Below are 14,324 nucleotides of genomic sequence, written 5' to 3'. Positions count from 1 at the left end.
ATGGGCCTGAGCTAGTCGGTGACGGTGACGGGCGCAAGCGCCACGGGTGTGCCCGATCAGACACACTGAAACCGGAACGCCACGGTTTTGACGCGGATGGCTGGCCCCTGAGGCGGGAATGGAGTAAGCACACCCTCCCCTGACAGAGTGTCTGTCCAGAAGGAGTTCTCGGACCCGTGCCACGATCTTGATAGCCGCGGCGGCCTGGTGAAACCCGGGCGGTGAGCGTCGCAGCAACCGCGGACCTGAGCGCGCATCGCGTTCGGCCCAATCGCTAAATCCCTCGCCTCTTCCGCAGCTTATATAAGGTCGCGCCCTTGCCCGCAGCCGGATTCCGGCCCTGGCGACGCGCACGCATGCAGGACCGAGATGACCGATTTCGAAGAGTTCGAGGACCAGGACGCTCAAACCGAGCGGGTTCTTTCCAATTTCGCCGTACTCCGCTTTGTCGCCAGCCAGTGGCGGCGGCGCCCCTGGCTGTTCAGCCTGGTAGTGAGCTTCTCTGCGCTCGCCACTTTGGCCGACGTCTTCATTCCCGTGGCCGCCGGCCAGCTGATCGATACGATCAGCGGCGCGAACGCCGATCCGACCGGGCAGAGCCACTGGACCGCGCTCGCCGTGTTTGTGGGGCTGGCTGTGCTGGTGAACGCCGCACGGCAGATCATGGTCCGCTGCGAGATCCCGTTCTCCAGCGCCAACATGGCGGACATGACCTCTGAAGCCTTCGCCAAGGTACAGCGCTTCAGCGCGGACTGGCACGCCAATGCCTTTGCCGGCGCGGTGGTGCGCAAGATCACGCGCGGCATGTGGGCGTACGACACGATCACCGCCACGCTGTGGTTCTCGATGATCCCGTCCATCGGCGTGATGGTGGCGCTTGGCGTCTACATGCTGATCCACTGGCCGATCGTAGGCATCTACGCGCTGGCGGTGACCTTCGCCTTCATCGAGCTGACCGTGCTGGTGTCGACCTATTACATCCGGCCCCAGAACGTGATCTCCAATGCGCGGGACTCAGAGCTTGGCGGCGCCATCGCAGATGTCATCTCCGGCGTCGCCACGGTGAAGAGCTTTGGCGCGGAAGCGCGTGAGGACAGCCGCTTCCATGCCATGGCCTGGACCTGGCGGGCGGCGGCGAAGAAGACCTGGTACCGCTTCACCAATGCCTGGCTGATCCAGATGACGGCCGTTCTGTTGTTGCAGGCGGGCCTTGCGGGCCTGTTGCTGAAACTGTGGACCGAAGGTGACGCCACGGCGGGCGATGTGGTGTTCGGCATCACCGCCTTCCTGATGATGGCGGGCTATATGCGGCGCTTTGGCGAAGAGGTGCAGAACGTCCAGCGCGGTCTGGACGAGATCCAGGATCTGGCCGCCTTCGCCCGCACCGACGCCCAGATCGCCGACATTCCCGGCGCGCCCGACTTCACGCCGGGCGACGGCGAGATCGCGTTCCAGGATGTGCGCTTCACCTATTCCGGTCAGGATACGCCGCTCTATGACGGCTTCAGCCTGACCATCCCCAAGGGTGAGAAAGTGGCGCTGGTCGGCCCCACCGGGTCGGGCAAGTCCACCTTCGTCAAGCTGGTCCAGCGTCTCTATGACGTCGAAAACGGGGCCATTGTCATCGATGGTCAGGATGTGCGCTCGGTCACCCAGTCGAGCCTGCGCCAGTCCATCGCGCTAGTGCCCCAGGACCCGGCGCTGTTTCACCGCTCAATCGCGGAGAACATCGCCTATGCCCGGCCTGACGCCAGCCCAGAGGAGGTCGAGGATGCGGCCCGCCGCGCCCGCGCCCATGACTTCATCATGGGCCTGCCCAAAGGCTATGACACGCTGGTGGGCGAGCGCGGGGTGAAGCTGTCGGGCGGTGAACGTCAGCGGATCGCCATTGCCCGGGCCGTGCTGGCGGACGCTCCGATCCTGATCTTTGACGAGGCGACCAGCGCGCTCGACAACGAGACCGAACGCGATGTCCAGCTGGCGATGGAAGAGGTGACGCGCGGCAAGACCGCCATTGTCATCGCCCACCGCCTGTCCACTATCCGCGATGCGGACCGCATCCTGGTCTTTGACAAGGGCCGGGTCGTGGAACAGGGCACCCATGACGAACTGGCGAGCCAGGGTGAAGGCGTCTATGCGCGTCTGGCTGCGCTGGCCGAGGCCTGAGCGGTCCAATCAAGGCCTTTTCGGGGCTGATGCAGGTTTTTCGTATCTTTTCGATGCGAGGCCTGCTATCAGCCGCCGCTCAGTCGCGCCGGGGATCTCCGCGCGACAAGGTTTTCGGGACTGCCTCAAGCAAGGGATTGTGAGGCGACGTCCTTTGCGAGGTACATATGAGTTTCCCCAACACCATCCCCTCCGCGCTGGTCACGGCGCTGGAGGCGAAGGGCTATGAGACCCTTACTGACGTCCAGAACGCTGTGCTGACCGATGAGGCCGATGGCCGGGACCTGCTGGTCTCCGCCCAGACCGGCTCTGGCAAGACCGTTGCTTTCGGCATGGCCATGGCCGGCACTCTGCTGGCGGGCGAAGACCGCCTGCCGCAGGCTGGCGCGCCTCTGGCCCTGATCATCGCCCCGACCCGCGAACTGGCCCTTCAGGTCCAGCGCGAGCTTGACTGGCTCTATGCCGAAGCGGGCGCAAAGCTCGCCAGCGCTGTGGGCGGTCTTGATCCGCGCACCGAGCGCCGGGCGCTCGAACGCGGCGCGCATATCGTCGTGGGCACGCCAGGCCGTCTGCGCGACCATATCGAACGCAAGGCGCTGGACCTGTCCAACATTCGCGCCATTGCGCTTGATGAAGCCGACGAAATGCTCGATTTCGGCTTCCGCGAGGACCTTGAGTTCATCCTGGGCTCGGCTCCCGAAGAGCGCCGCACGCTTCTGTTCTCGGCCACCGTGTCCAAAGAGATCGCGCGCATCGCCGAGACCTATCAGCGCGACGCGCTGCGCATCTCGACCCTGAGCGCCACCAACCAGCACGCCGACATCACCTATCTGGCGCACACCGTGGCCGGGCATGACCGCGAGAACGCCGTCATCAACGTGCTGCGTTACCACGCCGCCCCGCGCGCGCTGGTGTTCTGCGCCACCCGCGATGCGGTGAACCGTCTGGCCGCGAAGCTGCATAATCGCGGCTTCCATGCCGTGGCGCTGTCGGGCGAGCTGACCCAGGCCGAACGCACCAAGGCGCTGCAAGCGCTGCGTGATGGCCGCGCGACCGTTTGCGTCGCCACCGACGTCGCCGCGCGCGGCATCGATCTGCCGGGTCTGGATCTGGTGGTCCATGCCGAACCTCCGACCAATGCCGAAAGCCTGTTGCACCGTTCTGGCCGGACCGGCCGTGCGGGCGCCAAGGGCACCAGCGTCTTTGTCGTCGCCAGCTCTCGAAAGGGCCGGGTCATCCGTCTGCTGCGCGAAGCCAAGGTTCAGGCTGAGTGGGTGGATGCGCCGGACGCCGATCTGGTGCGTGAGAAAGACCGTGAGCGTCTGGGCGATCACCCGGCTCTGGCCAAGGATCTGGACGAGGACCGGATTGAAGAGGTTCGCGAGCTGATCGAACGCTTCGGCGCCGAGAAGCTGGCCGCCGCCTTCCTGTCCGAGCTGGAACGCCGCCTGCCCGCGCCTGAAGAGCTGTCGGGCACGCCGCCGGAGCGTCAACGCGAAGAGCGCGCAGACCGGGGTCCGCGTCGGGGTCGTGAAGACTTTGACGCCGGTCAGTGGTTCGAAATTGATCTGGGCCGCAAGCAACGCGCCGAGCCGCGCTGGCTGGTGCCGCTGATCTGCCGCGTCGGCGGGATTGTCGGCAATGACATTGGCGCGATCCGCATTGGCGAGACCGCGACCCGCTTCCAGATCGCCGAAGACAAGATTGACGGCTTCACGGACTCCATGAACCAGCCGCGTGAGACCGACAAGAACGTCCATGTGAAAATCGCAGGCGACGAGCCGTTTGAAACCGCAGGGCCGGGCTTTGGCAATGGTCCGCGCGGCGGCGATCGTGATCGTGGCAAGCCCAAGCGCGCCCCGCGCCCGGGCAAGGCCGAACGCGCCGCCAAGCGCTCGCACGATGATGACGACTTCTTCTCGGGCGCCATGGATGATGCCCGCGGCGATACCCGTCCCAAGCGCGACTGGGCGCCCAAGGGCGGCAAGTCCGGCGACTTCAAGAAGCGTGACGGCGAGCGCTCCTATGGCGACAAGCCTGCGTTCAAGAAACGTGACGGTGAACGCTCCTTCGGCGACAAGCCCTATGCGGGCAAGCGCGACGGCTTCAAGAAGCGCGATGGCGACAAGCCGTTTGGCGGCAAGCCGGGCTTCAAGAAAGCCGAAGGCGGCAAGCCGTCCGGCTTCAAGAAGTCTGAAGGCGGCGACCGTCCGCTGAAACGCATCAAGCGCAAGACCAGCTAATCTGACCAAGAGGTCATGAGTCGGACAGGACAAGCCTGCCGCCCTGCGGCAGGCTTGTTTTATGTCCACGCTCCTGCAATGCCTTGAAACACAAGACGCAAACGCCCTGACACGCTTGTTGGGTCAGGAACCGCATCTGACCAATGCGCCTGTGAGGGATGGCGATCACGCGCCTCATCCGATCCATGCTGTTTGCGACCGCGTCTTTGACGGGCGGATCAGTGATACGCAGGGTCTGGCCTTTGCAAATATCCTGATTTCATCCGGGGCGGATCTGGACGCCATTCACCCGGCCAATGGCGACAGCCTGCTGATCAGCGCCATCAGCCTGTCCTGCCCCGCCATCGCGCATCGTCTACTGGACAAGGGCGCGAATCCGGACCCGCGCGGCGTCTTTGGTTCAACGGCCCTGCACTGGGCCGCGATCATGGGCATGCCCGATCTTGTCAAACGCCTGATCGACCATGGCGTCTACATTTTCCTGCGCGACACGCAGCATCACGGCACGCCATTGGGATGGGCGGTTCAGGGCCGGCTCGATCCCCCGCCCGGCGCTCGCAGTGGTCATGTCGAGTGCGCGGCCTTGCTGATTGAAGCCGGGCTCAAGCCCGAAGCGGAGTGGCGGACAAGCGAGCGTGTGCTGGGCGATGCTGACTTGTGGTCGGTTCTGGCCGGGCGTCAGTCTGCGTAACGGGAAATCGCCACCTGCACCTTGAGCGCCTGCGCGGTCTCGCGCACATCATGCACGCGCACGATGGCGCAGCCCGACCGAGCCGCGTGAAGCGCCACGGCGAGCGACCCGCCCAGCCGGTCCATGGCGTCGGTCGCGGTCTCGTCTATTGCGTTGATGAAGCGTTTGCGCGAAGCGCCGAACAGCACCGGCAGGCCCAGCGAGACGAAGTGTTCCAGCGAGGCGATCAGCTTGAGATTATGCGCGAGCGTCTTGCCAAAGCCGATGCCCGGATCGAGCACGATCAGCTCGCGGTCAAACCCGGTTGAAAGCAGAGCGCCGGCCCGCTGACCCAGATAGCGAGCCACATCATTGACCACATCATCATAGTGCGGATCGGCCTGCATGGTGCGCGGTTCGCCCTGCATGTGCATCAGGCAGACCGGAACGCCCAGCTCCATCGCGGTTTCAGGCGCGCCCGCGGCGCGCAGCGCGTTCACATCATTCCAGAGACCCGCGCCCGCATGCACGGCCGCGCGCGCCACATCGGGCTTCATGGTGTCGATAGAGATTTGCGCATCTGGGCGTTCAGCGCTGATCGCCTCGATCACAGGGATGACGCGATCAAGCTCTTGCGCGACGGAAACCGGCTCCGCCCCCGGGCGCGTGCTTTCCCCGCCAATATCAAGACAGTCCGCCCCTGCATCCAGCAAGCCCAGTGCGTGATCACGCGCGGCCTGCATGGATGCGTGCCGTCCACCATCGGAAAAACTGTCCGGCGTGACATTCACAATGCCCATCACTTGCGGGCGCCCATCCGCGTGTGGCCGGATGGGAAAGGCTAGCATGGCCGAGTGTCTTCCTGTCCATAACGGGACGGCTCACCCGTGCGGAAGTGATCCCGGTCGGCGCGCAGGGCTTCGGCGATATGATCGAGCACCGTGGCCTGGGCCCGCGACCGGCGTACGGCGCCATGCGCCACCAGCCACAAATCCATCATGACCTCGAAATCGGGCAGGATGCGCACCAGTCCCGGGCGGGCGCGCGCCAGCCGGTGCGAGGTCATGCCCAGTCCCAGACCATTGCGCAGACCTTCAAGGTGCGCACTGGGGTGAGCGGCCACCATTACATCGCGGCGGGGGCGCAGTTCATCGCCAATCGGGGTGCGCGGCCATTGAAAGGCGATGGGCGAGGCCCAGCCCACCGCAACATGATCGGCCACATCATCAAGGGTCTGCGGCGCGCCGAAGCGGTCAAGATAGCTCTGGGCGGCGTACATGCCGGTGCCCACTTCCGCCGCGCGTCGCGCCAGCAGGGAGTGTTGCGGGCCGGGCTGTCCCCAGCGCACCGCGATATCGGCGTCTCCGCCCGCCAGGTTCGCCGGCTCGAAACCGATCTTCAGCTCGACAGACAGGTCCGGGTGCGCCTGCAGAAGCGGGGTCAGGGCACCGGGCAGCCAGTCCGCGCCAATGCCGTCGCTGGCGGCGACCGTGACCCGTCCCTCGATCCGTTCATGGCCGGTGCGGGCGGCGCGCTCGATGGCGGCGGCCTCATCCTGCATGTTCCGGGCGTGATCAATCACAGAGCGGCCGAGCCCGGTGGGCGTGAGGATATCGCCCCGACGTTCGAACAGGGCGCCGCCCAGATGCGATTCAAGGGCGCGCATCCGGCGGCTGACCGTCGGCTGGCTAAGCCCCATGACCCGTCCGGCGGCGGCATGGCTGCCAGCTTCGAAGACGGCGAGGGCGAGGTGATAGTCTGACCAGTTATCCATTCACGTTTGAATACCAGATATGCGGATTCAGTCAATTGCACATATGCTGCAGCGCGGCATATTCACATTATAACCTGGAGCCGTTTCGGTCGTCCTTGTTCGACCTCATCGACTCCAACCTTGTGATGGTCGCCTTTTCGAACCGCGAAACCGGTATCCACTTTCGCTGAAAAGGCTCTTTAGGAGGCTGATATGTCCGTGTTTGCCACCGCAGTGCTCGCCCTGCAACTGACCGGCGCTCCGGTCCAGGAATTCACCCCGGTCCGCGTGGCCGATTCCGATATCCGCGGATCCGTCCGCGCCCTCAATCAGGGCGAATGGGAAACCGCGCTGCACTTCACCCGTGAAGCGCTGGAAGGCGGCGCCCGCACCAGCGTTCGCGCTGCAGCCCACGCCAATGCCTGTATCGCGCTGTATCAGCTGGGCCAAGCCGCTGATGCTGCTGCTGAATGCCAAACTGCAGTGGCGCTGGCCCCGAACAATCCGGTGCTCGCATCCAACCTGTCCGCCGCCCAGACCCGCATGGCAGGCGCCCCGTCCGCCGGCGCCGGCAACTAGGCCGCTCACGCAGATGCGATTTGAACTGTCATGACAGGGCCGCTATCGGCCTTGTCATGACGGTGCAATGGATTTCCCGGCTCGGCGCCTATCACGAGGCGCACACCCCCATGGGGCGCTCACGGCGTCTTTGGCGTCATGACGCCGGGTTTGAGGCTGACACGCCCCCGCACAGGGTGCTTCCCGAAACCCGGCTGAGCCTTGTCACCGAAAGCCGGTTCCAACGCGATGGCGCGCTGGTGGATCGTCAGCACTGGGTCTTCGGTCCGATCCGCACCCCGCGTCTTTACACGCCGCCGCCCGGAACCGTTCTGGAAGGCGTGTTCATCGCCCCCGAAGACGCTGTGTGCTGTCTGGGCGTGCGCCCGGACGAGCTGATTGACGCCATCCTGCCGCAAAGCGATTTCCCGGCCCTGACGCTCTGTCCGGATCCGCCCCGGCGGTCGCAGGATGCTCTGGCGATCTGGGCGGCAAGCCTGGTGCGCAGAACCGGTGGGCAGATCCGCACCGCCAGTCTCGCCCGGCGCGCCGGGGTCAGCGAACGCCATCTGCATCGCGCCCTGACAGGGCGGCTGGGGATCGGACCCAAGGCGCTCGCCAGCCAGATCCGCGCCCTCTGCGCCGTCGAGCACGCTGATCTTCATGTCACGCCGGACTGGGCCGACATCGCCTATGCCACAGGCTATAGCGATCAGGCCCATCTCAGTCGCGCCATCAAGGCGCTCTGCGGGCTCTCCCCCGCCGCATTGCATGCGGAGAGGTCCGTAGAGTCCGAAATATTCAAGACCGCCGCCGCCGTCTAAGACCAGTCTCAAGCCATCTGTCCCTTTGCTGGAGCTTGAGACCATGAGATTGATGACGACCGCCGCCCTGTGCGCGGTGATAAGCGCGCCCGCCTTCGCCCAGGACACCCTGCAATTTGAAGGGATGAGCTGGCGCATCGAAGCAGGCCTTGCGGAAACAACCGAGTTTCTGGGCCGTGAGGCGCTGCATTTCCGGGACGGCGTGATCTGGATCGATGGATCACAGTTCGAGACCGGAGAAATCCGCTTCGAGATGGCGATCAGCGGTTCTCCGGGTCATACCGGCGTTCTGTGGCGCGGTCAGGGTGTCGGCGACTGGGAGAAGTTCTACTTCCGTCACCACCTCAACAACCTGCCCGATTCCGTGCAGTATACGCCCGCCCATGACAATGTGACGGCGTGGCAAGTCTTCTCCGATCCCGACGCCATCAGCCAGGTCAATCACGGCCTGAACCGCTGGATGGATGTGCGCGTGGTCGTAGCCGAGAATAAGGCCGACATCTTCATGGATGGCCAGCTGGTCCACCATGTGCCGGACCTGCAGCGTGAGGATCGCTCGGGCTGGGTCGGGTTCTGGCAGCTGGCGCCCAATGGCGTGGCGTCGGGCTATGTGCGCAATGTGCAAGTGGAGGCGCAGGCGAACCCGCTAATCGTCGGTCGCTCCGAACGCCCGATGGCCGAGCCCGTCGCCAATCTGGTCGAGACCTGGCGCGTGTCTGATCCGTTCAGCGAGGACGCACTGGGCGACACCCCGATTGAAACCCTGCGCGCCAGCCGGTCGCGCTGGACCGACCTGCCAGTCGCCTACAATGACATCGCCAACCTCGCCAGCGTCACCCGTCATTCTGAGGGGGATACGGTGCTGGCGGAAACCTCGCTCATTGCCGATGGCGACCGCACCGCGCTGGTCAGGTTCGGATATTCGGACCGGGTGCAGGTGTTCCTGAATGGCGAGCGCCTGTTCGTCGGCAACAATGACTGGCGCAGCCGCGATTACCGCTATCTCGGCACCATCACCCGACATGTAGCCGTGCCGCTGAACCTCCAAGATGGCGAGAACACCCTGACATTCGCTGTCTCGGAGACCTTTGGCGGCTGGGGCGTCACCGCCGCGCTTGAAGAAGCGGACGGCGTGCGCATCGCACGCTAAAGACCTGTCCCCAGACACTCAAAGCCCCGCGTCATCTCTGACGCGGGGCTTTTTCTGTAACGATGGAGCCTTGATCAGGCGCCGCCCGGTTTGGGCTCAAGCCCGCCGGGGTTTGACGCTTCATCCTCGTCATCATCGATGACCGGCAGCGCGCCAGACGGCGGAGTTCCGTCATCGGCCTTGGGCGGCACATCAGTGTCGCGATGCGGCGGATTGCCCTGAAGCAGCTCAATGATTTCCTGGCCCGAGAGTGTCTCGTATTCCAAAAGACCTTCGGAGAGCTTGACCCAGTCGTCTTTCTTCTCGGTCAGGATGCGACGCGCCTCATTGAGACCGCCCTCGACCAGCGCCTTGACCTCTTTCTCGATCTTGGCGGCGGTTTCCGCGGAGATGGAAGAGGATTGCACCAGTTGCTGGCCCAGGAACACCTCGCCCTGATCCTCGCCGTAGTCCACCGGGCCGATCTCTTCAGAGAAGCCCCATTGGGTGACCATTGCGCGAGCCAGACGGGTCGCCTGCTTGATGTCGCTGGCGGCGCCGGAGGTCACATTCTCCTTGCCGAATTTCAGCTCTTCAGCCACCCGGCCGCCCATCATGATGGCGAGACGCGAGGTCATCTCCTGATGGGTCATCGACATCTTGTCGGTTTCAGGCAGCTGCATGACCATGCCCAGCGCGCGACCGCGCGGAATGATCGTCGCCTTGTGAACCGGGTCCGCCGCCGGCACGTTCAGCGCCACGATGGCGTGGCCGGACTCGTGATAGGCGGTCAGCGTGCGCTCTTTCTCGGTCATCACCATGGTGCGCCGCTCGGGGCCCATCATGACCTTGTCCTTGGAGTCCTCGAACTCGGCCATGGACACCATGCGCTTGTTGCGACGCGCGGCCAGAAGCGCCGCCTCGTTCACAAGGTTTGCGAGATCCGCGCCGGAGAAGCCCGGCGTGCCGCGCGCAATGACTTTCGGATCCACATCGTCAGCCAGCGGCACATCGCGCATATGCACTTTGAGAATCTTCTCGCGGCCCGTGATATCCGGGTTCGGCACCACGACCTGACGGTCAAAGCGGCCCGGACGCAGCAGCGCCGGGTCGAGAACGTCCGGACGGTTGGTGGCGGCGATCAGGATGATGCCTTCATTGGCCTCAAACCCGTCCATCTCCACCAGCAGCTGGTTGAGGGTCTGCTCGCGTTCGTCATTGCCGCCGCCAAGACCGGCGCCGCGCGAACGACCTACCGCATCAATCTCGTCGATGAAGATGATGCAGGGCGCGTTTTTCTTGGCCTGTTCGAACATGTCGCGCACACGCGATGCGCCGACGCCCACGAACATTTCCACGAAATCCGAACCGGAAATGGTGAAGAAGGGCACGCCCGCCTCGCCCGCAACAGCGCGCGCGGTCAGCGTCTTACCCGTGCCCGGAGGGCCCACCAGCAGGGCGCCCTTGGGAATCTTGCCGCCCAGACGCTGAAACTTGGAAGGGTCTTTCAGGAACTCAACGATCTCCTGAAGCTCTTCCTTGGCCTCATCAATGCCGGCCACATCGTCAAAGGTGACCCGGCCGGTCTTTTCGGTCAGCAGTTTCGCCTTGGACTTGCCAAAGCCCATGGCGCCGCGACCGCCGCCCTGCATCTGACGCATGAAGAAAATCCAAACGCCGATGAGCAGCAGCATCGGGAACCAGTTGATCAGGATGCCCAGCGGGCTGATGCCGCCCTCGTTCGGGGGCTGGGCGGTGATGTCCACATCGGCGGCGCGCAGAGCCGGAGTGACGTTCTCATCTTCGGGCACCGTCGTGCGGAAGGTGGCGCCGCCCGTAGTCTGGCCGGTGATCGTGTCGCCCTGAATGGTGACCGCACTGACCTGACCGCTCTCGACCTGGTTCATGAACTGGGAATAGTTGATCTCGTTCGATGGCGCGGTCTGGCTGGGTCCCTGAAGCATGTTGAACAGGGCCAGCAGCAGCACCAGCAAGATCGCCCAAACCAGGATATTGCGCATATTCATCCGTCTGTGTCCTTGTCCGCGCCGCCTTCGACCGGGCGCGCATCTGAGGCTGTCGTCATTTCGTCATGCCTGATATTGGGGCGTCAGGCCGGTTTCGCCAGTGCTGCGCGGATATGCGCCGCAGATTTATCCCCATCAAACCACGCCGGAGCCTCGCACGGAAGCAGCCAGCGCCTGAGTCTGAGCATGCAAAGCAGCGGCCAATTGTCAGTCGCATCGGGCTTAAATCCGGGTAAAGCCAGAATATCATCACCTTGAGGTGAAATGATCGAGGTCAGGGACTGCCGCAACGTCGCCGGCACAGATGACAGCTCAACGCCCTCGGGCGCCGGTCGGTCCCCCAGGGCTTCCACCCGGCAATCCTGATCGGCATGGATTTCGAAGCGCCCGTCAAACAGCGCGACATCTCCCGCCTCAAGCTCGAGCCTCAACGCCTCGGCGCCGCCATCGGCCCGACCCAGTACAGCGCCCGGATCGCGCCCCATCACCCCCTCCACCGTCAGCAGTACGCCCGACCGGGTGTGGGCCTCGCCCTGCTCCAGCGCATCAAGACAGGCCTCGACGCCATCAGGGGACGGCGTCCGGGCTTCGCCTGACACCGCCATCATCACCGCTTCCAGCGCGCGTAACGCCATGGGCCGTGCAGCCAGGGTGAACTTGTCCCGATCCAGCACCGCGCCGCCCCAGGGCGTGATCTCGACCGCCCGCTCGGTCAGACGCCAGGCCGCGCCGCGCAAGAGCCGCTCGGCGTCCAGGCTCTGATCGGACAGGCTCAGCAAGCCGTGTTCGGCTGGACCGCCCGGCGGATAGGCCTCCTGTCGCAAACGGATGCGCTCAAACTGCGTGTCGTCATTGGACGGATCATCAATCCAGCGCGCGCCAATGCGTTCAAGATAGGTGCGCAATTGCTCGCGTCTCAGCCCCAGCAGTGGTCGGGCAACCATCAGATGTCGCCCTTCTGGCCAGACCGGCGACGCATCAAGCGGCGTCATCCCGGTCAGCGTCCGCCAGCCGCCTTCGCGATTGGCCCGCATGCGCAGGGTTTCGATCCGGTCATCCAGCGTGTGACCCAGGCACAGAAGGGAGACGCCCAGCCCTTCGCAGGCGCCGGCCAGCAAGGTGTGACGCGCCTGTCGCGCGGCAGCCTGGTTCTTGCGCGGAGCCGACCAGCGCAGGATGTGCGGCTCCGCTCCCAGATCACGGGCATAATCAGCACTGTCTGCGGCTTCTTCCGCGCTTTCAGGACGCAGGCCGTGATCCACGATCAGGGCATGCAGCAGCGTTTCTGGAAAACTCGCCCGCAAGGCGTGCAGAAGCGCGGTGGAATCTCCGCCTCCGGAAAACCCGAGCGCGAGGGCGTCAGTCACCCCGACCTCTAGCGACAGCCGATCCGGGAGGTCTCGCGCTGGGCCTTGCGCCGGGCGTCTTCACCCGCACGCGGGAATTCGGACGGGAAGGTCGCCAGCACCTGGCAGGCGCGGTTCGTCTCGCCCAGTGCGGCCAGAGAGGCGCCCAGACGGACCAGGGCGTCCGGAGCGCGCGGCCCCTGACGATCTTCCTGCAGAGAGGCGATATAGGAATCCGCCGCATCCTGGAAATCGCCATTGATGAAATGGGTCTCACCCAGCCAGTACCAGGCCTGGCCGACTTTTTGGTCTTCAGGATAGGTCTGGGTGAAGTCGCGCAGAAGCTCGCGCGCACCGCCGAAATCGCCATCCAGAAGACGGGCATTGGCGGTCTCGAACAGGGTGTCCGCATCCATCACCGGCTCGGGCGGCGCCGCAAGCGAACTCACATCGGCATTGAGCTGAGCCTGCGCCCCGCTCTGGGAACGCGTATCAAGGGACGGGCCCCGCGGTGCGGTCTGCTGACCCGAGGCGCCCAGCGGCTGCACGGTTGAAGCGCGCGCCTGCGCGTAAGGATCGCTCTCATCGATTTCGTCAGAGGTGAGCAGGTCGGACGGACCGCCCAGCGACAATGGATCCCCGCCCGAAGCGGCCTGACCATTGCCGGCGTCATAGGCCGAACCGCCTGAGAACAGACGATCCACATTCACGCCCAGCTGCTCGAGCTCCTGACGCAGGCGACGGTTCTCGAAGTTCAGGCGTTCGATCTCGCCGGTCTGCACGCGCTGCTGACGTTCCAGATCATCCACCCGCATCATCAGGGTTTCCGCCACCGGATCGCCTTGCAGCGCGCGGGTCTCGACCTGGGCCAACCTCGCCTCGACCGCATCCAGCCGTGCGGCCAGCTCCCGACGCGATTGCGCCTCGGCGGGAGATGCGGCCAGGGCGGCCAGAAGGCCCAGGGCGGACAGGGAGATCAAAACGAGACGAGTCATACGCACGGGTCCTGTTCAGCGGCTCAGACGTTTGAGCGCTAGTGTCGTCGAGCAAACGGCAAAATCAAGGCGAAGTCAGGAATTGTTGAGCAGACGGACGTCGTCGTCCACGACGGTCCAGCCCTCACCCTCACGGTTTTGCAGGGCGAAGCCATAGCCGTACCCGTCCTGCAGACGCAGCGTGCAGTGCAGCTGGACATGGCTGGGCGTACACTCCGCCTCGCCGCCAGAACCCGGCTGGGCGATTTGCGCCGAGACGCTGGCGAGATCAGCGCGACTGTCCGCACCGTCCAGCCAATAGGGTTCATCCCCCTCAAACAGCGTCGCCAGAAACGCCGCAGCCCCGCCCGCGTCATAGGGCAGTGCAAGCGGCGGCTCGCCCATCGTCTCATCACCAGGTTCGGAGAGAGTGTCGTCCCCGGCCGGCGCAGGCTCGTCTTGCAGAGCGCCGTAAACGCCCGGCGTCGACTCCACCACCATGGACAGGCCGTAGAGCGCGCCAATAGCTGCGATCGGGGCCACGATAAGCCCCATGAAAAGACGGATGATCATTGTGCTGCCCCCTCAAGCAGAAACGCCCGCAAGGATGAACCTTGCGGGCGGTCTGATCAAT

12 protein-coding genes are annotated in these 14,324 nt (G+C 64.7%); 6 read left to right on the top strand and 6 right to left on the bottom strand.

Features of this window, described 5'->3' with window-relative positions; translation table 11 throughout:
- Positions 1-369: 369 nt before the first annotated feature.
- The 3 genes from ACFELO_RS01995 (at position 370) to ACFELO_RS01985 (ending at position 5,100) form a co-directional block, all read left to right on the top strand.
- A complete protein-coding gene (locus ACFELO_RS01995; protein WP_440958904.1) occupies positions 370-2,166 on the top strand; it encodes an ABC transporter ATP-binding protein in 1,797 nt (598 codons plus the stop codon).
- Between the two features lie 167 nt (positions 2,167-2,333).
- Positions 2,334-4,409 (top strand): DEAD/DEAH box helicase, encoded by a 2,076-nt coding sequence (locus tag ACFELO_RS01990; RefSeq protein ID WP_440958903.1) that lies wholly within the window; start codon positions 2,334-2,336, stop codon positions 4,407-4,409.
- A gap of 61 nt (positions 4,410-4,470) precedes the next feature.
- A complete protein-coding gene (locus ACFELO_RS01985) occupies positions 4,471-5,100 on the top strand; it encodes an ankyrin repeat domain-containing protein (protein ID WP_440958902.1) in 630 nt (209 codons plus the stop codon).
- On the opposite strand, the gene folP is transcribed toward ACFELO_RS01985, so the two are convergent.
- Entirely contained in the window at positions 5,088-5,927 is an 840-nt protein-coding gene (gene folP, locus ACFELO_RS01980; RefSeq protein WP_440958901.1) for a dihydropteroate synthase, read from the bottom strand. The genes ACFELO_RS01985 and folP overlap by 13 nt on opposite strands.
- A complete protein-coding gene (locus ACFELO_RS01975) occupies positions 5,921-6,853 on the bottom strand; it encodes a LysR family transcriptional regulator (RefSeq protein ID WP_440958900.1) in 933 nt (310 codons plus the stop codon). The genes folP and ACFELO_RS01975 overlap by 7 nt, the downstream gene beginning before the upstream one ends.
- 192 nt (positions 6,854-7,045) lie before the next feature.
- On the opposite strand from ACFELO_RS01975, the gene ACFELO_RS01970 reads away from it, so the two are divergent.
- Genes ACFELO_RS01970 through ACFELO_RS01960 form a run of 3 tightly spaced genes read left to right on the top strand, consistent with a single transcriptional unit; the run spans position 7,046 to position 9,364 of the window.
- The gene (locus ACFELO_RS01970; protein ID WP_440958899.1) at positions 7,046-7,411 is read left to right on the top strand and encodes a hypothetical protein; all 366 of its coding nucleotides are present in this window, start codon (positions 7,046-7,048) and stop codon (positions 7,409-7,411) included.
- A 56-nt stretch (positions 7,412-7,467) separates the two neighbouring features.
- Positions 7,468-8,214, top strand: coding sequence for a helix-turn-helix domain-containing protein (locus ACFELO_RS01965; protein ID WP_440958898.1), 747 nt, complete (start codon positions 7,468-7,470; stop codon positions 8,212-8,214).
- 43 nt (positions 8,215-8,257) lie between these two features.
- On the top strand, positions 8,258-9,364 hold the full coding sequence (locus ACFELO_RS01960) for a hypothetical protein (protein WP_440958897.1): 1,107 nt from the start codon (positions 8,258-8,260) through the stop codon (positions 9,362-9,364).
- Positions 9,365-9,438: 74 nt separating this feature from the next.
- Here ACFELO_RS01960 and ftsH read toward each other — a convergent pair whose 3' ends face one another.
- From ftsH to ACFELO_RS01940, 4 genes are all read right to left on the bottom strand, one after another.
- Positions 9,439-11,370 (bottom strand): ATP-dependent zinc metalloprotease FtsH, encoded by a 1,932-nt coding sequence (gene ftsH, locus ACFELO_RS01955; RefSeq protein ID WP_440958896.1) that lies wholly within the window; start codon positions 11,368-11,370, stop codon positions 9,439-9,441.
- Positions 11,371-11,453: 83 nt separating this feature from the next.
- A complete protein-coding gene (tilS, locus tag ACFELO_RS01950) occupies positions 11,454-12,737 on the bottom strand; it encodes a tRNA lysidine(34) synthetase TilS (protein ID WP_440958895.1) in 1,284 nt (427 codons plus the stop codon).
- Between the two features lie 8 nt (positions 12,738-12,745).
- Positions 12,746-13,711 carry a tol-pal system protein YbgF gene (gene ybgF / locus ACFELO_RS01945; RefSeq protein ID WP_440958894.1) on the bottom strand — a complete coding sequence of 322 codons (966 nt, stop codon included), beginning with the start codon at positions 13,709-13,711 and terminating at the stop codon, positions 12,746-12,748.
- 75 nt (positions 13,712-13,786) lie between these two features.
- A complete protein-coding gene (locus ACFELO_RS01940) occupies positions 13,787-14,263 on the bottom strand; it encodes a hypothetical protein (RefSeq protein WP_440958893.1) in 477 nt (158 codons plus the stop codon).
- Positions 14,264-14,324: the final 61 nt, after the last annotated feature.

This window comes from Oceanicaulis sp. LC35 (assembly GCF_052055585.1).
Taxonomy (GTDB): Bacteria; Pseudomonadota; Alphaproteobacteria; order Caulobacterales; family Maricaulaceae; genus Oceanicaulis.
The sequence above is the reverse complement of the archived record's forward strand: the minus strand, read 5'-3'. Positions and strand labels throughout refer to the sequence as shown.